The sequence below is a fragment of the Chryseobacterium paridis genome, assembly GCF_016595215.1.
GTDB classification, from domain to species: domain Bacteria; phylum Bacteroidota; class Bacteroidia; order Flavobacteriales; family Weeksellaceae; genus Chryseobacterium; species Chryseobacterium paridis.
In genome coordinates, this window is record NZ_JAENHK010000010.1 from 443729 (window position 1) to 463626 (window position 19898).

Consider the following 19898-nt stretch of genomic DNA (forward strand, 5'->3'; position numbering starts at 1 on the left):
AAAAAACAATTGGTATGTATACAATAAAAACGAAGTTTTTTTTATAATTTTGCTCAACTATTTCATAATAAATAAGCAAGAGCTAGCACATGAAAGAATTTTCTAAAGAGGTATACCTTAAATGGTATGAAGATATGACAATGTGGAGAAGGTTTGAAGACAAATGCCGTTCTCTTTATCTAAAACAAAAGATCAGAGGTTTTTTACATTTGTACAACGGTCAGGAAGCTATTCCTGCAGGTTTTACACATGCAATGGATTTAACAAAAGACAGTATGATTACTGCTTACAGATGTCATATCCATCCAATGGCAATGGGAGTAGACCCTAAAAGAATCATGGCGGAACTTTGTGGAAAAGCAACAGGGACGTCTGGAGGTATGGGTGGTTCTATGCATATTTTTAGTAAAGAACACCGTTTTTATGGTGGACACGGTATTGTAGGAGGACAAATTCCTTTAGGAGCAGGTATTGCTTTTGCAGATAAATACTTCGACAGAAAAGCGGTAAACATTTGTTTCTTCGGAGACGGTGCTGCGAGACAAGGTTCGTTGCATGAAACATTTAACATGGCTATGAACTGGAAACTTCCGGTTGTATTCGTTGTAGAAAACAACCAGTACGCGATGGGAACTTCTGTAAAAAGAACTGCTAACCACGAAGATATCTATAAATTAGGATTAGGATATGAAATGCCTTGTCTTGCAGTAGATGCAATGGATCCTGAAAAAGTGGCTGAAGCAGCTTATGAAGCTGTTGAAAGAGCAAGAAGAGGAGATGGCCCTACATTTATTGAAGCAAGAACATACCGTTACAGAGGTCACTCTATGTCTGATGCTGAGCCTTACAGATCTAAAGAAGAAGTAGCCATCCACAAAAAGGATGATCCTATTGAGTTGATAAAAGAAAGAATTTTAGCCAATAACTGGGCTACTGAAGCAGAACTGGAAACTATTGAAAATAAATCTAGAGACTTTGTAGACGAATGTGTAGAGTTCATGGAAAATTCTCCGTATCCAACTGAGGAAAAAATCTATGAGTATGTATATGCACAGGAAGATTTCCCATTCGTAGACAAACTAGAAAACTAAAAATAAGAAGAGATAATATGATAATGGCAAGGGTTATTATCATATTTCTTTTCACTATACAATTATCAAATTAATGCATTATCATATTAAAAAATTATGGCAGAAGTAATTACAATGCCTCGTCTTTCCGACACGATGACGGAAGGGAAAGTGGCGAAATGGCATAAAAAAGTAGGAGATAAAATAAAAGAAGGAGATATTTTAGCAGAAATTGAAACAGATAAAGCTGTTCAGGATTTCGAATCTGAGATAGAAGGAACTCTTTTGTACATTGGTGTAGAAGAAGGCGGTGCTGCAGCTGTAGATTCTGTTCTTGCAATCATTGGTAATGAAGGTGAAGATATTTCTTCATTAAAAGGGGGAAGTGCTCCCGCAGCCGGAGGTTCTGAAGAGAAAAAATCTGAAGAAGAGGCTAAAACTGAAAACAAAGAGACTAGTGTAGAGCAAACATCTGCTGAAGTTCCTGCTGGTGTAGAAGTGATTACAATGCCAAGACTTTCTGATACAATGACAGAAGGGAAGGTAGCAAAATGGCATAAAAATGTTGGTGATACAGTAAAAGAAGGAGATCTTCTTGCTGAGATTGAAACTGACAAAGCTGTTCAGGATTTTGAATCTGAATTTAACGGGGTATTATTAAAGCAAGGTGTTGAAGAAAACGGAGCTGCTCCAGTTGATTCTGTATTGGCAATTATTGGCCCTGAAGGAACAGATGTTTCGGGAGTTGGTGCTGCAAAACCTGCTGCACAGGCTTCAGAAAAACCTGCTGAACAAAAAACTGAAACTAAATCAGAAGAAAAAGCTGCTGTACAGGCAGTAAGTTCTTCATCTACTGATAGAATTGCAATTTCTCCTCTGGCTAAAAAAATTGCTCAGGAAAAAGGAGTAGATATTCATGGCGTTCAAGGTTCAGGAGAAAACGGAAGAATTGTAAAGAAAGATATTGAAAATTATCAGCCATCTCAGGCAAAACCTGCTGCTTCTGCTCCGACTGCAAGTCCAGCTGCTCAAGTAGCATTAAGTTTTGTTCAGGGTGAAGATACAGAAACTCCAAACTCTCAGGTAAGAAGTATTATTGCAAAACGTCTTGCTGAAAGTAAGTTCTCTGCTCCTCATTATTATCTGATGGTAGAAATCAACATGGATAAAGCAATTGAGGCAAGAAAAGAAATCAATTCTTTACCTGATACAAAAATTTCTTTCAATGATATGATCATTAAGGCGACTGCAGTTGCATTAAGAAAACACCCACAAGTAAATTCTAGTTGGGCTGGTGATAAGATCATTCACAGAGGGAATATCAATGTGGGTGTAGCTGTTGCGATTCCTGATGGATTGGTTGTTCCGGTTCTTAAGAATACAGATCAGATGAATTACACTCAGATTTCTGCTGCGGTTAAAGATATGGCTTCAAGAGCTAAATCTAAAGGCTTGAAAGCAAATGAAATGGAAGGATCTACATTCTCTATATCTAACTTAGGAATGTTCGGAATCGAAACATTTACAAGTATCATCAACCAACCGAATTCTGCAATCCTTTCCGTAGGAGCAATCATTGAAAAACCGATTGTTAAAAATGGAGAGATCGTAGTTGGAAACATTATGAAACTTTCATTAGCATGTGACCATAGAGTAGTAGATGGTGCTACCGGGGCTCAATTCTTACAAACTTTAAAAACATATCTGGAAAGTCCTTTGACATTATTACTATAATAAATCCGGATTGTAATATAATAGAAACCTCTCAGATTGAGAGGTTTTTTTGTTTTTTTAATTTAGAATTGGATATTTTTTAGTGATTAAAAAAATGTAGGAAGATTATTAGAGTTTTATTTATATTCACTATTTTTGGAGCATGATTATAGCAAGAAATATCCATAAATCTTATGGGAATTTAGAAGTATTAAAGGGCGTAGATATTCATATCAAAACAGGAGAGGTTGTTTCTATTGTTGGAGAGTCCGGGGCTGGGAAATCTACCCTTCTTCAAATTTTGGGGACATTAGATTCACCTACCAATTCGAAGAATTACGATACAGAAATTACATTAGCTGGGGAGTCGTTTATTAATATGAATGATAAGCAGCTTTCTAAATTCAGAAACCAAAATATTGGTTTTGTATTTCAATTTCATCAGTTACTTCCAGAATTTACGGCTTTGGAAAATGTCTTACTTCCGACCAAAATTGCCGGTGCCAATGATAAAGATGCCTTGGAAAAAGCTTATGCTTTATTTGAAGATTTAAGGATAGAACAAAGACTACATCATAAGCCCAATCAGTTATCTGGTGGTGAAGCACAGAGAGTTGCAGTAGCAAGAGCGCTTATCAATTCTCCTAAAACTATTTTTGCTGATGAGCCTACTGGTAATCTGGATTCAAAAAATGCTGATGATCTGCATCGTTTATTCTTTGATTTAAGGGATAAATATAATCAAACATTTGTAATCGTAACCCATAATCCGAATCTCGCAGAGATTACAGATAGGAAATTGGTAATGAAAGACGGAATGATTATAGAGTAATCTTGATCACATCATGCAGAAAGCATTATTCTTTTTTTTAATCATATTTTTTTCTTTTAGTCTTAAAGCACAAGGCAATACAAATTTGCCTGAATCCAGAATTAATGAATTGAAGGCTTTCTTAAAAGGAAAGAATTATAATCAGGATATCGCTGTTTTTATCAATTTTAAAACCTTTTCTGGAAAATATCGTTACTTTGTTTACGACCTGAAAAACGATAAAATACTACAAAAAGCCATTGTTGCACATGGTAGCGGCTCTGTCAAAAAGAATTCTGATGAGCTTATTTTTAGTAATGTAGAAGGGGCTTATCAGTCTTCATTGGGAAAATATGAGATCAAAGAGAGTTACTCAGGAAAATTTGGAAAATCTTATCGACTGAATGGTCTTGATTCCACCAATAATAATGCAAAACAAAGAGCCATCGTTATTCATTCTTATGGATGCATTCCAGATAAAGAATCAGTTCGTCCTGCTTGTTTAAGTTTGGGATGTCCTATGCTTTCATCCAGTGCACTTGAGCAAACAGCGGGTTATATTGATTCATCGAAACAATCTGTTATTTTGTATGCTTTCTATTAAAAATTCGTATTTTGTACTTGTAATTTAAACTTCTATTATGCCCATTAAGTTTCTTGCAGAGGATGACAGACCAAGAGAAAAGTTTTTACGGAAAGGTAAAGACTCATTATCTGATTCTGAACTCTTAGCCATTGTAATGGGAAGTGGAAGTAGGGATGAAAGTGCTTTGGAATTGGCAAGAAAGATCTTGTCATCAGTAAATAATAACTGGCATGAATTAAGTTTAATGTCGATAAAAGATTTGATGAAGTTTAAAGGCGTTGGTGAAGTAAAAGCGCTTTCCATTGCTACTTCTTTGGAAATAGGTCGTCGAAGAGCCGGACAGGAAATTTCTGACAAACCCGTTATTTCAAATAGTAATGATGCATATGTTATTTTTAAAAATCACCTGGCAGATTTAAGAACTGAAGAATTCTGGGCTATTTTTCTCAACCAAAGCAATAAAGTTGTCCATATTGCTCAATTAACACAGGGCGGAATAAGTCAATCCATTGTAGATGTAAGGGTTTTATTTAAACTGGGATTGGATCATTTCTCGACCGGGATTATTATTGCCCATAATCATCCTTCGGGAAGTTTAAAACCGAGTCGTGAGGATCTTACTATTACTCAAAAGATAAAGGAAGCAGGAATGTTTTTAAGCATTCAGCTTTTAGATCATTTAATTATAACCCAAAACGCATATTTTAGTTTCTCAGACGAAGGATTAATATGATTAAGAGAGTACGATACAACGAAATCGATTTTAATAAATATACTGAATGTTTAGAAAATTCTGAACAAAGAAAATATTCAGCTTCAAGAACTTTTCTAGATATCACTTCTAAAAATCAATGGGAGCTATTGGTCTATAATGATTATGAAGCTGTAATGCCCATTCCTTATGTGAAGAAGTATGGCATAAAGATCATCCATAATCCAATGCTTTGTCAACAATTAGGTATCTTTTCAAAAAAGGATAGTGCTTCTGTGAATCAGGCCTTTTTAGATTTTTTGAATTCAAATTTTCTTATTAGAATTTACCAGTTTAATGATCTTAACAAATTTCATTCTATTGTAGAGCAGAAAAAAAACTTCCTTATCCCCTCTGATTCTTATGAAAAAGTATATGCCAGATATTCTCCAAAGAGAAAAAGAAAGTTAAGGCTGGACGAAGATGTACTTCGTAATTCTGAAAATAAGTTGGTGAGTTTTAATGAAGCTAAGTTATTCATACAGAATAATATGTTGGGTTTGGAAAAAGAAGGAGATATCAATGGCTTTTTAAGAATTTTTAAAATGTTTTATGATCAGGGGCATCTTCAATTTTCTGCTTTTTTCTATAATCAAAAGATCATCAATATTATTGCTGTTTACGAGGATGATTTTAGTTTAGCATTGCTTGGGACATTTAATGATAAAGAATATGTGAAAATCTCCGGAGCATCAGTGCTTATAGATAATGTAATTAAAAATTGCATAGAAAATAAAACATTTGATTTTGAAGGTGGGGAACTTCCCAACATAGAAGAGTTTTTTCGTGGATTTCGTCCTGAATTACAACCTTATGGCATTTTGAAGAGTTCGGTGAAAGAGCTTGCCCAAAAATTACTCATATTAATTGCTAAAGGTAAGTGGTCCACATTAAAATAATAAACAAGAGAATGATTATTCTCATGATGAACTGATTAGGTCTACATATTTTTGTAACTTTATAAGGCTATTTTAACAACATATTTTAACAATGTTTAAACAGATTCGAAACTATAAACTCCCTTATGCGATCTATAATTTTTTTAATAAGAAAAAATTAAAACATAATATTCCCCTTTATAAAAAATATGGTGTTAAGAAAAGCTATTTTTCAAGTATTTCCAGTAAGGATTTTTCTCATCTTCCAGCAAGCGAAAGAGAAATACATCAGGAGAAATTGATCAATACAGAGTTCTATAAAAACCTATCTGAGGAAAATAAAGAAAGTGCTAACCATTATAATGATAATGGATATCTGATTGTCAAGAATTACCTGAGCACAGAGACGGTAGACCAGATTAATAACGAAATTGAAAAGCTTTTAAAGGATGGTACCTTGAAATTTCGTTATGGAGGTAAATTGATGTTTGCTATTCATTATTCCGATATCATTAGAAAGATAGGAAATGATAAAAGCTTTCTTGATTTCCTTTCGGTGCTCCTTGATGGAGAAGCTAAACTTTTCCAAAGTATCAATTTCATTAATGGGAGCCAGCAAAAAACACATTCTGATAGTATACATATGACGACGTATCCACTTGGAGGCCTTTTGGGAGTATGGATAGCCTTAGAAGATGTGGATGAAAATAACGGTGCTCTTCATTATATTCCAGGAAGTCACAAATTGCCTTACTTCTTAAATTCTGATTATGATAATGAAGGCAATGCGTTTAAAATAGGTAAGCAAAGCTATAAGGCCTATGAAGAGTTTTTGGAAAATAAAGTAAAAGAACTAGGGCTGAAAAAAGAAATTTTCAGAGCAAAAAAAGGGGATCTTCTGATATGGCATGCTAATATTTTGCATGGAGGTGAGCCTCATTTGGATAAAGGAAGAACGAGGAAAAGTTTGGTTTACCACTACTTTGATGAAAATAGTGTTTGCTACCATGAAGTAACTCAGAGACCAGCGTTATTCGAGATGTAATTGGCTTGCTAATTATTAGGAAATTTTACTTTGTCGCAAATAGTACATCCTTTTTCTGAGTTTTTATGACGAAATTATAGGGCTTTATGTCCAGATTCAGATCTGTAGGACTATAAGGAGGATGTATCTCAATTACAATATTATCCACCAACTTCAACCAGGAATTGTTTTGATGAAGTAATTCTTTTTCTGCTCCTTCAATATCAATTTTAAGTAAATCAATATTTTTTAATTCATTGTTTTTTATCAGGCTATCCATAGATATGGCGCTTGTAACAATACCATTTTCAGATATTTTTTGATTATAAGAAAGCTCATCTCCTCCGAAGTTTAATGTGCCATCCTCAAAATGAGCAGCAGCATGAATGCAAACAATATTTGGAAATGATTTTGTATTGGCTTTTAATATTTCAAAATTATCCTGAGAAGCTTCTATAGCATATATTTTTGCATTAGGATATCTCAGGGAGAGATAGATAGAAGTCATTCCGATATGGGCTCCCAGATCAACTATAATTTGGGGTTCTTTGTTTAAGAATGAAAGATGTTCCTGATAGGTTTCTCTCCAGAATATTTCATAAAAAATATCAATGTCTCCTTTAAAAGTCCTTAGATAAAGGTTGAAACTTTTCTTTCCTTTTTTGAAATTATAAACAAAAATTTCATTGTTGCTGAAATCTAAACTCTCTTTTTTGAATTTAGAACTATATCTTTTTGAGTTAACAGTAAATGCAAGAAATGTTTTCAGATTTCTGCTCATGTTTTGATTAAAAATTACTTTAGAAATATAGTTTTTTAATGACATTGTAAATGATAGGGTAGTTGATTATGCAAATTAATAGTATTTATATTTATCATACCATCTTTTTACTAGGAAAATGAAAAATAAAAGCGTTAAACTTGCATAGCGAATAGTAAATAATTAGTAATTTTGCACATCGAATTATGACAAGTTTTTCAGAATATCTGCCGTATGCTTTTGCTCTTATTATAGCAATTCCCTTTTTGGTTTTGTTGAGGCAATTTGTACACACTTATATTACTCTTAAGAATCAAGAAATAAAGCTTCTTTCTGTAAAATCAAATTCTGAGAATAAGACCCATTCTTACGAAAGGATGACCCTTTTTCTTGAAAGGATAAAGCCGTCTAATATTATTCAGAAGTTTGATCAGAATTTAGCTGTTCATGAGTTTATATTCTTGACTGAAAAGACGATCAATGAAGAATTCGAGTATAACTCTTCTCAACAGCTTTATTTAACAAAAAATTCATGGAAGAATATTGTTGATTGTAAAAATGCTATTATAGATTTGCTTCACAAAACCTATGAAGGATTGAATAATAACGCTGATCTTAATGAATTTAAGACCGTTTTTATTATGAATTATATGAATGAGGAAGACTATATTACGACTACTATTGAAGATTTAAGAAGAGAAATTTTAATATTATCATAACAAAAAAATTAAAATATAAATAATGATTCCAAATTTTAAAGCACATCCGTGGCATGGAATTTCTGCAGGAGAAGATGCGCCAAATGTTGTAAATGTATTTGTGGAAATCGTTCCTTCAGATACGATTAAGTATGAAGTGGATAAGGAAACAGGATATTTAAAAGTAGACCGTCCTCAAAAATTTTCAAATATTATCCCTGCTCTTTATGGTTTTGTTCCTAGAACATATTGCCATAATGAAGTGATGAAACTGGCTATCGAAAGTGGTGCAGATGATGTAACGATGGGAGACCATGACCCGTTAGATATTTGTGTGTTAAGTTCACACAATATCCATTCAGGAGGAATGCTAATGGAAGCTATTCCAATTGGTGGTTTCAAAATGATTGATGGAGGTGAAGCTGATGATAAAATTGTTGCAGTAATGGTGGGTGACCATGCATTCGGACATTTCAGAGATATTGCTGAGTTACCTGAGGCAGAAGTAAGAAGATTGATGCACTATTTCTTAACCTACAAAAACTTACCAGATGAGCCTGCAAAATGTAGAATTCAGGAAGTATATGGAGTAGAGCATGCAAGAAAAGTAATCAAAGCATCTCAAAAAGATTACGCAGAAAAGTTCGGAGGATAAGATATCTTTTCGATAAAATAAACAAAGGCAGCTGGAATTTTCAGCTGCTTTTTGCTTTTCTATAAGTATCGATTGTAATAGAACAATACGAGTTTTATGAATTATAATTCATATGTGTGTGATGATTTTATTTGTAATAATATTTTTAATTAGAATGGATTTTATAAATCATTTGGAATTTTTGTTATATTTATAAAACTAATTACAATTTTTTAATACAAAAATAATAAACTATGAATTTGTTCTATTTGGTTCCGGTTTTTGGTGTTATCGCTTTACTATATACATTTATTCAAAGTAATTGGGTGCGAAAACAGAATGCCGGAAATGAAAAAATGAAAATTATCAGTGGACATATCGCTGACGGTGCTATGGCTTTCCTGAAAGCAGAGTACAAGATTCTTACTTACTTCGTAGTAGTGGTAGCTATTTTATTAGCAGTGATGGGAATGAGCAATTCCAATTCACACTGGACTATAGGAATAGCTTTTGCAGTAGGAGCTGTTTTTTCTGCTTCTGCTGGTTTTATTGGAATGAGAATCGCTACAAAAGCTAACGTACGAACAGCGGAGGCTGCTAAAACTTCACTTTCTAAGGCTTTAAAGGTTTCATTTACAGGAGGTTCTGTAATGGGGATGGGAGTTGCCGGATTAGCTGTGTTAGGGTTAGGCGCTCTATTCTTAATCATAAAACAGATTTTCGCACCTGATGCGCCTGTAGATTCCCACGAAATGGAAAAAACCATCGAGATTCTTACAGGATTTTCTCTAGGTGCAGAATCTATTGCCTTATTTGCAAGAGTGGGTGGTGGTATTTATACCAAGGCTGCTGATGTTGGGGCAGACCTGGTAGGGAAAGTAGAAGCAGGAATTCCTGAAGACGATCCGAGAAACCCTGCTACTATTGCTGATAATGTAGGAGATAACGTTGGGGATGTCGCAGGGATGGGAGCCGATTTATTTGGTTCTTATGTGGCAACAGTTTTAGCAACAATGGTTTTAGGAAGAGAAACAATCTCAGTAGATTCTTTTGGTGGTTTTGCACCCATCCTGCTTCCGATGCTTATTGCCGGAACAGGAATCATTTTTTCTATGATAGGAACTTTATTTGTTAGGATTAATGATAGTGAAGGTGCTTCAACTTCAAGTGTACAGAATGCATTAAATCTGGGGAACTGGGGAAGTATTGTAATTACTGCAGTAGCTTCTTATTTCCTGGTAACTTATATATTACCTGAAACGATGGTTTTAAGAGGGCACGAATTCACTAAAATGGGTGTTTTCGGAGCTATAATGGTTGGATTGGTTGTAGGGACTTTAATGAGTATCATAACTGAATTTTACACAGCGATAGGGAAAAGGCCTGTGTCAAGTATTGTAAGACAATCATCAACAGGACATGCAACAAACATTATCGGAGGTCTTTCTGTGGGTATGGAATCTACTTTACTTCCAATTATTGTTTTGGCTGGTGGTATTTATGGATCTTATCTGTGTGCTGGTTTATATGGGGTAGCTATTGCTGCTGCGGGGATGATGGCGACAACGGCTATGCAGTTGGCTATTGATGCATTTGGGCCGATTGCTGATAATGCAGGAGGAATTGCTGAGATGAGTGAACTGCCAAAAGAAGTACGTGAGAAAACAGATATTCTTGATGCTGTAGGAAATACCACAGCTGCAACCGGGAAAGGATTTGCTATTGCATCTGCAGCTTTAACGGCTTTGGCATTATTTGCCGCTTTTGTTGGAATTGCAGGGATTGACGGGATTGATATTTATCGGGCAGATGTTTTAGCAGGATTATTTGTAGGAGGAATGATTCCTTTTATCTTTTCATCTTTAGCAATTACCGCTGTAGGACAAGCAGCGATGGCAATGGTAGAAGAGGTAAGAAGGCAGTTTCGTGAGATCCCAGGGATTTTGGAAGGTACTGCCGAGCCTGAATACGAAAAGTGTGTTGCGATATCCACAGATGCATCTATTAGAAAAATGATGCTACCTGGTGCGATAGCTATCATATCTCCGCTATTGGTAGGATTTATTTTCGGCCCTGAAGTATTGGGAGGATTTTTAGCAGGAGCTACGGTGTGTGGTGTTTTGATGGGGATGTTCCAGAATAATGCCGGAGGTGCATGGGATAACGCTAAAAAGTCTTTTGAAAAAGGAGTTGATATTAACGGGCAAACTTATTATAAAGGTTCTGAGCCTCATAAAGCATCTGTAACTGGTGATACTGTTGGTGACCCATTTAAGGATACTTCCGGTCCATCAATGAATATTTTGATTAAATTAATGTCCATCGTATCATTGGTAATTGCTCCAACACTGGCAACATTGCATAAAGATAAAATTGAAGCAGAAAGAAAAGCAACCCTCGAAAATCTTTTAGGTAAGGTGGGTGCACATTCTGATTTAGGGACTGCCGGAGTTGCCGCAGTAGCTGTAACATCAAAGGAGATTAAAGGGCACTTAAATGAGAATGGTGATTTTGTTTATGAAACAGGAAATATTAAAGAAATTAAACTGAATAACGGCAATGCTATTTCGCTTGGTGAAAACAGCCGTTTGTTTGAGATGTATAATGGTATTAAAAATAAAGACCAATCTGTTTTAGATCCTAATAAATGGTATACGATTGAAAATCTATATTTCGAGAGTGGATCAAGTGATCTGAAGCCTGGTTCTGAAATTCAATTGAATACGCTTGCAGAGTTGTTGAATGCTTTCCCTAATTTGAAAATAAAACTGGGAGGATATACTGACAATACAGGTAATGCAGATAGCAATAAAAAGCTATCCAATTTAAGAGCACAAACAGCTAAATTAAAGCTATTGGAAATGGGTATTTCCTCAGACAGAGTAGAAGCTGAAGGATATGGTTCTCAATATCCTGTTTGTGAGGAAAATGACACTGATGAATGTAAAGCTAAGAATAGAAGAATTGATGTAAGGGTTCTTTCTCTTTAATTTAATGTCATAAAATAACAAAAAACACCGCGAAATGCGGTGTTTTTTGTTGGTTATAAGATTTATAAATTTTTTCTCAGGTGTTCGAGTGCTTTGATAATTAACTCATCATTTTTAACAAAGCTAAATCGGATATAATCAGAGTTTTGCCTTGAGTTGTAAAATGCTGAAAGGGGAAGGCAGGCTACTTTTTTTTCAATTGTAAGCCATTTTGAAAATTCTACATCAGTCATAGTCGCTGAAACATTTCTAAAATTAACAAGCTGAAAAACGCTGCCTTCAGACGGAGATTCGATTTCTAATGATGTATTTTTCATCAGTTCATTAAAAAGATCTCTCTTCCTTTGCATGAGAACTTTATTTTGAGAAGGATCAAATACATGTAAATACTTCGCAATGGCATATTGAGCCGGAGCATTGGCACTGTAAGAAATGTATTGCTGATGGCATCTGAATTTAGATGTTAAGTCATTGGAAGCTAGTGAATAGCTGACCTTCCATCCTGTGGTGTGAAACATTTTGCCGAAGGAAAAAATGCAAAAAGTTCTCTTCCTCAGATCCGGGTGGATAAAAGAACTGTAATGTTCTTTGTCATCATAACAGTAAGTATCATAAATTTCTTCTGAGATCAGATATATTTCCTGATGCTTAATAAGATCATATAAATGGTTCCAATCCTCCTGAGACCATATTTTTCCAGTTGGATTTTGTGGTGAATTTACAATGATTGCTTTCGTTTTTTCAGATAAACAACTTTGAAGGTTTTCCCAATTTATATTGAAGTCATGATCAAGATCACAATAAACAGGAGTTCCTCCATTCATCATTACTGAAGGTCCATAAGTGTAATAGGATGGTTGAATGATAATTACTTCATCTCCTTGATTTAAAACGCATTTAAGTGCTGTATGTAAAGCAAAAGTTGCACATGGAACAATCGTAATTTCTTCTCGCTCTAGAGGGATGGAATGGGTGCGTTTTAGATTGAATTGTATTATGGCATCTATGAGCATAGGGTTTCCTGCAAGTGGCTCATATTGATGATGATCAAGATCAACAGATTCTTTAAGATAGTATTTCAATCTCTCATCAATTTCAAAATCAGGAAGGCCTAATGATAAATCAAAACTGTTATGTTTTGATGCCAGTTCAGACATATCTGTAAAAAAAGAATAATGAGTAAATCCGTAAATATTTTCCATCTATTGTGCAGTTTATATCAAATATAAGAAAAAATGGAATCTGCGGGAGATTAAATAAATTTTGTTACTTTTAAGAAAATTATATCATAATGAGAAAGATACTTATTCCAGTATTTGCTATTGCATTACTTTCTAGTTGCGAAACTACCAAAGTCGTTACTAAAGAGAAGGGAAATGCGCAGCCAACTTCTAAAGTTCTATCTAAGTCTGAGAAAGCTTTTCAATCTGCTTATAATGAGATTAAGCTTGATGATTTAAAAAAGAACCTATATGTTATTGCTTCAGATGAAATGGAAGGTAGAGACACTGGGAGTCCTGGGCAGAAAAAGGCAGGAGAGTATATGATTAATTTTTATAAAGAACACGGTATTTCATTTCCAAAAGCTTTAGGTTCTTATTATCAGAAAGTTCCATCAACATTTATGCAACAGAGAGGAGGGAGGAATCTTCCTGATTCTGAAAATATTCTAGCATTTATCGAAGGTTCTGAAAAACCAGATGAAATTGTTGTGGTTTCCGGACATTATGATCACGTAGGTACAAAAAATGGGGTGGTGTATAATGGAGCTGACGATGATGGAAGTGGAACTGTAGCAGTTATGGAAATTGCTAAAGCTTTTCAAAGTGCTAAGAAGGCAGGTAATGGTCCTAAACGATCTGTTTTGTTTCTTCATGTAACAGGAGAAGAACATGGATTATTTGGTTCCGAATATTATACAGATAACCCTGTCTTCCCACTTGCTAATACTGTGGTAGATCTTAATATTGATATGATCGGAAGAGATGATCCTGAAAATAGGGGAAAAAGTTATGTCTATGTGATCGGTTCAGAAATGTTAAGTTCCCAGTTAAAAGTGATCAATGAAGCTGCGAATAGAAAAACGAATAATCTGGAACTGAATTACAGATATGACGATCCTAATGATCCTGATAGATTGTATTACAGATCTGATCATTATAATTTTGCAAAAAATAATATTCCTGTCGCTTTTTTCTTTGATGGAATTCACGAAGATTATCATAAGCCAACAGATGATGTAGAGAAAATTGATTTCAGTTTACTACAGAAAAGAGCCCAGCTGGTGTTTACAATAGCGTGGGAAATTGCCAATAGACCGGAGAGAATTACGGTTGATAAAAAATAATAGATACCAAGAAGATTTTATAGGTAATTTACTTTAGATAAATGATGTAATTATTTATTATATAGTTGTTTATTTATTTTTATTAAAGTATTGCGTAATGATGATTCGAGAGGCGAAATCAGAAGATATTTTTCAAATACAGATAGTGAGAAATGCTGTAAAAGAAAATAGATTGTCAAATCCTGATCTTGTTACTGATAAAGATTGTGAAGAATTTTTATTTGAAAGAGGGAAAGGTTGGGTGTGTGAAATCAATGATCAGGTTGTCGGTTTTTCAATTGTTGATTTGAAAGAAAATAACATTTGGGCACTATTTGTTCATCCGGATTTTGAAGGTCTTGGAATAGGGCAAAAGCTTCACCACATCATGCTGAATTGGTATTTTCAGCAAACTAAAAAAAGTGTTTGGCTGGGAACAGCTTTTGATACAAGAGCTGAAAAGTTTTACCGGAAGATAGGCTGGAAGGAAACAGGAACTCATGGAAAGCACGAAATTAAATTTGAAATGACTTATAATACCTGGAAAGAAATAAAGCCATGAAACAAAAAATGAAATCAATTCGACCATTTATTGGTGCTCAAAACTTTATGGAAAGCAGATCTTTTTATACGGATCTGGGATTTGAGGAAATTGTTTTAGAAGAAAAATTATCATTATTTAAAAAACAGGATATTGCATTCTATCTTCAGGATGCATATGTGAAAGATTGGATTGATAATACCATGATCTTTGTTGAAGTAGAAAATGTGGATGAATACTGGCAGGAACTTTTGGATTTGAACTTGACTAAGAAATATAATACTATAAAACTAACACCCGTAAGAACCCTGAATTGGGGAAAAGAATGTTTCGTGCATGATCCTTCTGGTATTTTATGGCATTTTGGAGAATTTTTCAACCATTAATTGAAGATGATTTACGCTTTTGATACCTACTATTATGAGGATTATGCCTACACAGTCTGTCTGGCATTCAAAGATTGGGAAGATGATCTGGAAACAGCAGTTTATAGTGAAAAGACTCCCATTACTTCTGACTACGAAAGTGGAGCTTTTTACAAACGGGAACTTCCATGTATTCTGAGTCTATTGTCACAGATTGATCTCAAAGATGGAGATATTCTTTTAGTAGATGGTTATGTGACCCTCAATAACGAAGGTAAGATTGGACTCGGAGGATATTTATATGAAAAATTAGAAGAAAAATATCCTGTTGTGGGAATTGCAAAAAATGAATTTTCCGCTCCTGATTCTCAGCGGAGGACAATCTACAGAGGGGAAAGTAAAACACCCTTGTTTCTTACTTCGAAAGGGATTGATGTGGATCTTTTAAAAAATAAAATAGAGCAAATGCACGGATTGTATAGAATACCGACATTGTTGAAAAAACTAGATCAATTGACAAGAATTGCTTAATTGGAACCTTCATCTATAACTGGTGAGGACTTTGTCAGAATTTTGAATTTTATAAAAAGATAAAAACGAATAAGAAGCAGAATATATAGTTCTGCTTCTTGTTTCGTTGATGTAGTCCATAATAAACGGAATTTACGAACCATTTTAATAAGGTACATTTCCTTTTTGCAACCTGAGAACAATATTTTGAATCCCAGGTAGGCATATCAAAATAACAATTACAACAAGCAATCCGATCAGCATGATATCATAATAATCTTTTGTTGAACGTATTAAAATCTGCTGTTTTATAAAATAATTCAAATAAGCATTTGAGGCTCCTTTGGAAGTATACATGTCGTTGCCTGCATTCAAATAAGCTTGTTGAATATTCTGCAAGGTAATTGATAATTGAGGATTCGTTTCTGTCAGTGATTCTCTGAGCTTATCATTGGCTTCAGATTTAGTATATAATTGTGTATAATTGTTTACAGCCATACTGCTGCTAAATCCTAAGAATCTGGCAAAAATACCAAGAAAAGCAGCATTGAAAGCAACCTTTGGAGGGGCTGAAGAAACCATGAATGATACAATAGGAACAAACAAGACCCCTGTAGAAACTCCATAGATGAACAGTGGAAGAATAAAGTCTTTTGTTTCGCCTGTAGAAGATACAAATTGTAACATGTAGAAATAATAGCAGGCCATGATGACAAATCCTGTAATTATAATTCTTATCAAGGAAATCCCCATTAAGATAAAACGGGCAGTGATTGCCATGCTGACTGCTGTACCTAAGATAACGGCTATCCAAACAGGAATAATATGGAGCGGATCAGTGGCAAGGACAACTTCTATATAGCCATAGGTAAGGCCCGTTGTTCCCTTAAAAATATAAAAAACAAAAAGCAATAGTAAACCTATGACAAAGTTTTTGGCTTTAAAGATCTGCAAGTTAATCAACGGATGCTTCAACCTGTTTTCCCGGACTATAAAAAGAAATAGCAGGATGATAAAGAACATACCCAACAGAACAATAACTGGACTATCTAACCAATTGAGCTGCTGACCATATATCAAAATGTATCCGATAACAGAGGAAAATGTAAGATAGTAGAGATACCCGATCCAATCTACTCTGTAGAGAGGAATTTTTTTTGAAAATCTGGCTTTTGAATTCATGCTTATTAAAATCACAAAAAGCAGAGCAATGAGCATTAAAATCAATCCGAAAAACAGCCAGTTAAAGTCTAAAACATCAAGTAAAATACTACTATAAATAGCATATACAGGAACTGCGATCTGTATGGCTGCATAGAAAATACTGTAACCAATAACTCTAGCTCTGGTGGAAGATAAACGGGAAAAAACCATATTGAGGATGATACTGCAAATGAGTGCGCAGGCAATTCCCTGAACGATTCCACATACCAGAAACAGAGCCCAGTTTTTAGAATAAAAACAGATGAGTGAACTCACTGAATTTAATGCTAACCCTATTATCAGATATTTCCGGGGTGCAAAATATTTAGTAATTCGGAAGTCTAAAGCTAAAAAAGTGACTGCAGAAGCATAGGTAAGTACCATAGCATATTGTACATCTGTGGGCTGGACTCCATAATAACCTGCCATACTGATAGGTCTTCCATACAGAGCAAAGCTGAATAAGGAGATCATTAATATTGTAAAAATAATGCTTCTGGCCAGCCATTCAGGGATCCAACTTTTAAATATGGGCATATTGTAGGATTCCATTAGCTTTAATTTTTGTTGATATACACATTCGCATTCATTCCTGCAGATAGTTCGGACAGTTTCTCCTTGGCTTCTGTAAGCTTGATTCTTACAGGAATACGTTGTATTACTTTTACAAAATTGCCTGTCGCATTATCTGGTGGTAGAAGAGAATAGCGGGAACCTGTAGTAGGAGATAAGGATTCTATGACACCTGAAAATGTTTCTCCTGGAAAAGCATCCACTTCTATATTGACCTTTTGGCCTATTTTAAATGTTTTGATCTGTGTTTCTTTGAAATTGGCTACCACCCATTTCTCCTGCGACTTATTGACAAGAAATGCCAGAGTCTGCCCAGGTTGGATCAGTTGTCCTTCCTGAATGGTTTTTTTGCCTATCTTACCATCAAATGGAGCCGTGATTACCGTATAACGTATATCGAGGTCCTGTCTTTCTATGGACGCCTGTTTTACTTTTATTTCAGCATTGATTGCTAAACGTTGTGCTTGTATATCATTGAGTTTTGACTCTGCTACCCGAAGAGATGCGAGCGTTTCTTCATAATCCGATTGATTGGTTAATAGGGAAGTATGTACATTATCAAATTTTTGTTGAGTAGTCGATTCATCTGCCAGAAGGTTTTTATAGCGCTCATATTCCTTTTGCTGCTGATCCAGTTTAGCTTTGATTCCTAAAATATGGGCTTTTATGACATCAATATTTTTGATCTGGGTTTGTTCACTTGCACCTAAAATTGGGAGTTTGGCCTCGGATGTCGCTAATTCTGCTAAAGCTGTTTCTTTTTTAAGATCATATTCATCCCTTTCAATACGTACGAGAGTATCTCCTTTATGGACTTCCTGATTATCCTGATAATAAATTTTGCTGATATATCCCCCAACTTTAGCATTTATAGGTGATAGGTAAGCTTCTATCTGTGCATCATTGGTCTGCTCATACCAATATCCTTTCCAGAAATGAAGTACAGCCCAGACGATGATTACGATTAATAATAGTATTCCTAACCATTGTGTTATTACTACTATAATACGGTCTGTTTTATTCTTGTTCATAATTTTATTTTAAAGTGTTCCTGTGATAATCAATAGTTTTATATGGCTCAGTCTTAAATTTGCCTCAGCTGATATGAGATTGAATTTGGCTTGTAACAGAATGTTTTCAGCATCTAAAAGATCGGTCAGAAGAGATTGCTGATTGAGGTAGCTGTTTCTGATTACTCTCACACTTTCAGTACTTTGCCGGATGGTAAGTTCTGCCGTCTCTACACTTTCTCTTGCCTGCTCTCTTTCAAGAAAAGCATCTCTCACTTTAATCGATAGGTCGTCCTGTTTTATCCGTCTTTTTTCAATCTCCTGTTTGTTCAGGTTATATGCATGAGCAATAGTGTGTTTACTCTTATAAAGATTGTCTACAGAGTAGGTTACCTTTAAGCCTATTTGACCAAATCCCCAGAGATCATTGGAGTATGGATAAAATGAAATTTGAGGATACGTATAGTTGTATCTGGAGTATAAAGAAATCTTTGGTAACAAGCTTGATTTTACCTGTTTAATATTAAGCTCACTTAATGTCTGATTTGCGCTAACGATCTTAATATCAGGTGAATTAGCGAGTGCGGCTGTAAGATAGTCTTCATAATTTGATCCTTGTAAATCCTTGGTTTCCAGAATATCTTCAGAAGAAATATCCAGTGGCTCAGTCCCGCTTCTTCCCATCAGAATGTTGAGTCGTTGTTTGGTAAGATCAATTTTCTTTTTCACATCCGAATCGCTGAGTTCCAATTGAGATAGTTTAACTGAAATTCTTAATACATCACTCTTCAATACAATACCATTCTTGTTAAGATTTTCGATGGTGGATAGCTGCTTCTTTTCGCTGGAAATTTCGGAGGAAATAAAAGATTCAAATTCCTGGAATTTGTACAGATCGTAATAGGATGCAGCGATCATATATTTTACATTATCTTCCTGTAATTCAAACTCATATTGTTTACGTATTTTCTCTTCTTTTTTAATTTCAATGTTTCTTTTGTCTTTTCCTCCACTGTAGAGATTGAAGTCCAGATTGTAACCCAATCCATAACCATATCCCTTAATTGGAACACTTTGAGGTGACGAAAACAGACCATTTTCATACAGAAGAAACTTGGAGTTAAGACGAAAATCTCCAACGACAGACAATTCTGGTAATTGCTTATCTTTTGCTTCTAAAATACTGATATCGCTTTCTTCTTTTGCCAGTTCTGCAAGTTTCAATTGTTTGTTTTGTGACTCCGATATATTCCAGATTTTATTCAATGTCAATACGGAGGGATTATCCTGTATTTGTGCTTTTATACCAGCCGAAACTGCCAGATACAGAAGTATGATATATCTTTTCATTGTAAGATTACATTTTTATACTGGCAAAATTATTGCGGAATAAAATGAGTCTTTTTATAATATTAGCCTTATTTTTGTTTATTCTGGCCAATATTTTTAAGTTTA

General features: G+C 34.7%; 19 protein-coding genes. 14 read left to right on the plus strand and 5 right to left on the minus strand.

Annotated features, from left to right (window positions below):
• Nucleotides 1-89 precede the first annotated feature (89 nt).
• From pdhA to JHL15_RS11490, 7 genes are all read left to right on the plus strand, one after another.
• A complete protein-coding gene (pdhA, locus tag JHL15_RS11460) occupies nt 90-1091 on the plus strand; it encodes a pyruvate dehydrogenase (acetyl-transferring) E1 component subunit alpha (RefSeq protein ID WP_200245854.1) in 1002 nt (333 codons plus the stop codon).
• Nucleotides 1092-1187: 96 nt separating this feature from the next.
• A complete protein-coding gene (locus JHL15_RS11465; protein ID WP_200245856.1) occupies nt 1188-2804 on the plus strand; it encodes a pyruvate dehydrogenase complex dihydrolipoamide acetyltransferase in 1617 nt (538 codons plus the stop codon).
• A 142-nt stretch (nt 2805-2946) separates the two neighbouring features.
• Entirely contained in the window at nt 2947-3615 is a 669-nt protein-coding gene (locus JHL15_RS11470) for an ABC transporter ATP-binding protein (RefSeq protein WP_200245858.1), read from the plus strand.
• Nucleotides 3616-3628: 13 nt separating this feature from the next.
• Entirely contained in the window at nt 3629-4198 is a 570-nt protein-coding gene (locus tag JHL15_RS11475) for a murein L,D-transpeptidase catalytic domain-containing protein (protein ID WP_200245860.1), read from the plus strand.
• Between the two features lie 37 nt (nt 4199-4235).
• Nucleotides 4236-4913, plus strand: coding sequence for a RadC family protein (gene radC, locus JHL15_RS11480; protein WP_200245862.1), 678 nt, complete (start codon nt 4236-4238; stop codon nt 4911-4913).
• Nucleotides 4910-5830 (plus strand): hypothetical protein, encoded by a 921-nt coding sequence (locus JHL15_RS11485; RefSeq protein ID WP_200245864.1) that lies wholly within the window; start codon nt 4910-4912, stop codon nt 5828-5830. Before radC ends, JHL15_RS11485 begins: the two co-directional genes overlap by 4 nt.
• Before the next feature lie 91 nt (nt 5831-5921).
• The gene (locus tag JHL15_RS11490) at nt 5922-6854 is read left to right on the plus strand and encodes a phytanoyl-CoA dioxygenase family protein (protein WP_200245865.1); all 933 of its coding nucleotides are present in this window, start codon (nt 5922-5924) and stop codon (nt 6852-6854) included.
• 25 nt (nt 6855-6879) lie between these two features.
• Here the strand turns inward: JHL15_RS11490 and JHL15_RS11495 are convergent, their stop codons facing one another.
• Nucleotides 6880-7614, minus strand: coding sequence for an FkbM family methyltransferase (locus JHL15_RS11495; protein WP_200245866.1), 735 nt, complete (start codon nt 7612-7614; stop codon nt 6880-6882).
• 185 nt (nt 7615-7799) lie between these two features.
• Between JHL15_RS11495 and JHL15_RS11500 the strand changes: the two genes are divergently transcribed.
• The 3 genes from JHL15_RS11500 (at nt 7800) to JHL15_RS11510 (ending at nt 11915) form a co-directional block, all read left to right on the plus strand.
• A complete protein-coding gene (locus tag JHL15_RS11500) occupies nt 7800-8312 on the plus strand; it encodes a DUF7935 family protein (protein WP_200245867.1) in 513 nt (170 codons plus the stop codon).
• 22 nt (nt 8313-8334) lie between these two features.
• On the plus strand, nt 8335-8946 hold the full coding sequence (locus JHL15_RS11505) for an inorganic pyrophosphatase (protein ID WP_089026174.1): 612 nt from the start codon (nt 8335-8337) through the stop codon (nt 8944-8946).
• A 233-nt stretch (nt 8947-9179) separates the two neighbouring features.
• Complete coding sequence (locus JHL15_RS11510) at nt 9180-11915, plus strand: sodium-translocating pyrophosphatase (protein ID WP_200245868.1); 2736 nt, start codon at nt 9180-9182, stop codon at nt 11913-11915.
• A 62-nt stretch (nt 11916-11977) separates the two neighbouring features.
• Here JHL15_RS11510 and JHL15_RS11515 read toward each other — a convergent pair whose 3' ends face one another.
• Entirely contained in the window at nt 11978-13117 is a 1140-nt protein-coding gene (locus JHL15_RS11515; RefSeq protein WP_200245869.1) for an aminotransferase class I/II-fold pyridoxal phosphate-dependent enzyme, read from the minus strand.
• 89 nt (nt 13118-13206) lie between these two features.
• Between JHL15_RS11515 and JHL15_RS11520 the strand changes: the two genes are divergently transcribed.
• The 4 genes from JHL15_RS11520 (at nt 13207) to JHL15_RS11535 (ending at nt 15678) form a co-directional block, all read left to right on the plus strand.
• A complete protein-coding gene (locus tag JHL15_RS11520) occupies nt 13207-14262 on the plus strand; it encodes a M28 family metallopeptidase (protein WP_200245870.1) in 1056 nt (351 codons plus the stop codon).
• 97 nt (nt 14263-14359) lie between these two features.
• Complete coding sequence (locus tag JHL15_RS11525; protein WP_200245871.1) at nt 14360-14803, plus strand: GNAT family N-acetyltransferase; 444 nt, start codon at nt 14360-14362, stop codon at nt 14801-14803.
• A complete protein-coding gene (locus JHL15_RS11530; RefSeq protein WP_200245872.1) occupies nt 14800-15168 on the plus strand; it encodes a VOC family protein in 369 nt (122 codons plus the stop codon). Before JHL15_RS11525 ends, JHL15_RS11530 begins: the two co-directional genes overlap by 4 nt.
• Before the next feature lie 6 nt (nt 15169-15174).
• Nucleotides 15175-15678: an endonuclease V gene (locus JHL15_RS11535; protein ID WP_200245873.1), complete on the plus strand. Its 504-nt coding sequence runs from the start codon at nt 15175-15177 to the stop codon at nt 15676-15678.
• Nucleotides 15679-15822: 144 nt separating this feature from the next.
• On the opposite strand, the gene JHL15_RS11540 is transcribed toward JHL15_RS11535, so the two are convergent.
• Genes JHL15_RS11540 through JHL15_RS11550 form a run of 3 tightly spaced genes read right to left on the minus strand, consistent with a single transcriptional unit; the run spans nt 15823 to nt 19793 of the window.
• Complete coding sequence (locus tag JHL15_RS11540; RefSeq protein ID WP_200245874.1) at nt 15823-17412, minus strand: MFS transporter; 1590 nt, start codon at nt 17410-17412, stop codon at nt 15823-15825.
• Between the two features lie 5 nt (nt 17413-17417).
• Nucleotides 17418-18464 carry an HlyD family secretion protein gene (locus JHL15_RS11545; protein WP_200245875.1) on the minus strand — a complete coding sequence of 349 codons (1047 nt, stop codon included), beginning with the start codon at nt 18462-18464 and terminating at the stop codon, nt 17418-17420.
• A gap of 9 nt (nt 18465-18473) precedes the next feature.
• Nucleotides 18474-19793 carry a TolC family protein gene (locus JHL15_RS11550; RefSeq protein WP_200245876.1) on the minus strand — a complete coding sequence of 440 codons (1320 nt, stop codon included), beginning with the start codon at nt 19791-19793 and terminating at the stop codon, nt 18474-18476.
• Nucleotides 19794-19898: the final 105 nt, after the last annotated feature.

What these genes read in the sequence shown, in the direction of transcription:
- JHL15_RS11475 (WP_200245860.1), top strand. Translation starts at nt 3,629, where the DNA reads ATGCAGAAAGCATTATTCTTTTTTTTAATCATATTTTTTTCTTTTAGT.
- JHL15_RS11510 (WP_200245868.1), top strand. Translation starts at nt 9,180, where the DNA reads ATGAATTTGTTCTATTTGGTTCCGGTTTTTGGTGTTATCGCTTTACTA.
- JHL15_RS11520 (WP_200245870.1), top strand. Translation starts at nt 13,207, where the DNA reads ATGAGAAAGATACTTATTCCAGTATTTGCTATTGCATTACTTTCTAGT.
- JHL15_RS11535 (WP_200245873.1), top strand. Translation starts at nt 15,175, where the DNA reads ATGATTTACGCTTTTGATACCTACTATTATGAGGATTATGCCTACACA.
- JHL15_RS11545 (WP_200245875.1), bottom strand. Translation starts at nt 18,464, where the DNA reads ATGAACAAGAATAAAACAGACCGTATTATAGTAGTAATAACACAATGG.
- JHL15_RS11470 (WP_200245858.1), top strand. Translation starts at nt 2,947, where the DNA reads ATGATTATAGCAAGAAATATCCATAAATCTTATGGGAATTTAGAAGTA.
- JHL15_RS11485 (WP_200245864.1), top strand. Translation starts at nt 4,910, where the DNA reads ATGATTAAGAGAGTACGATACAACGAAATCGATTTTAATAAATATACT.
- JHL15_RS11490 (WP_200245865.1), top strand. Translation starts at nt 5,922, where the DNA reads ATGTTTAAACAGATTCGAAACTATAAACTCCCTTATGCGATCTATAAT.
- pdhA (WP_200245854.1), top strand. Translation starts at nt 90, where the DNA reads ATGAAAGAATTTTCTAAAGAGGTATACCTTAAATGGTATGAAGATATG.
- JHL15_RS11525 (WP_200245871.1), top strand. Translation starts at nt 14,360, where the DNA reads ATGATGATTCGAGAGGCGAAATCAGAAGATATTTTTCAAATACAGATA.
- radC (WP_200245862.1), top strand. Translation starts at nt 4,236, where the DNA reads ATGCCCATTAAGTTTCTTGCAGAGGATGACAGACCAAGAGAAAAGTTT.
- JHL15_RS11550 (WP_200245876.1), bottom strand. Translation starts at nt 19,793, where the DNA reads ATGAAAAGATATATCATACTTCTGTATCTGGCAGTTTCGGCTGGTATA.
- JHL15_RS11465 (WP_200245856.1), top strand. Translation starts at nt 1,188, where the DNA reads ATGGCAGAAGTAATTACAATGCCTCGTCTTTCCGACACGATGACGGAA.
- JHL15_RS11530 (WP_200245872.1), top strand. Translation starts at nt 14,800, where the DNA reads ATGAAACAAAAAATGAAATCAATTCGACCATTTATTGGTGCTCAAAAC.
- JHL15_RS11500 (WP_200245867.1), top strand. Translation starts at nt 7,800, where the DNA reads ATGACAAGTTTTTCAGAATATCTGCCGTATGCTTTTGCTCTTATTATA.
- JHL15_RS11505 (WP_089026174.1), top strand. Translation starts at nt 8,335, where the DNA reads ATGATTCCAAATTTTAAAGCACATCCGTGGCATGGAATTTCTGCAGGA.
- JHL15_RS11515 (WP_200245869.1), bottom strand. Translation starts at nt 13,117, where the DNA reads ATGGAAAATATTTACGGATTTACTCATTATTCTTTTTTTACAGATATG.
- JHL15_RS11495 (WP_200245866.1), bottom strand. Translation starts at nt 7,614, where the DNA reads ATGAGCAGAAATCTGAAAACATTTCTTGCATTTACTGTTAACTCAAAA.
- JHL15_RS11540 (WP_200245874.1), bottom strand. Translation starts at nt 17,412, where the DNA reads ATGGAATCCTACAATATGCCCATATTTAAAAGTTGGATCCCTGAATGG.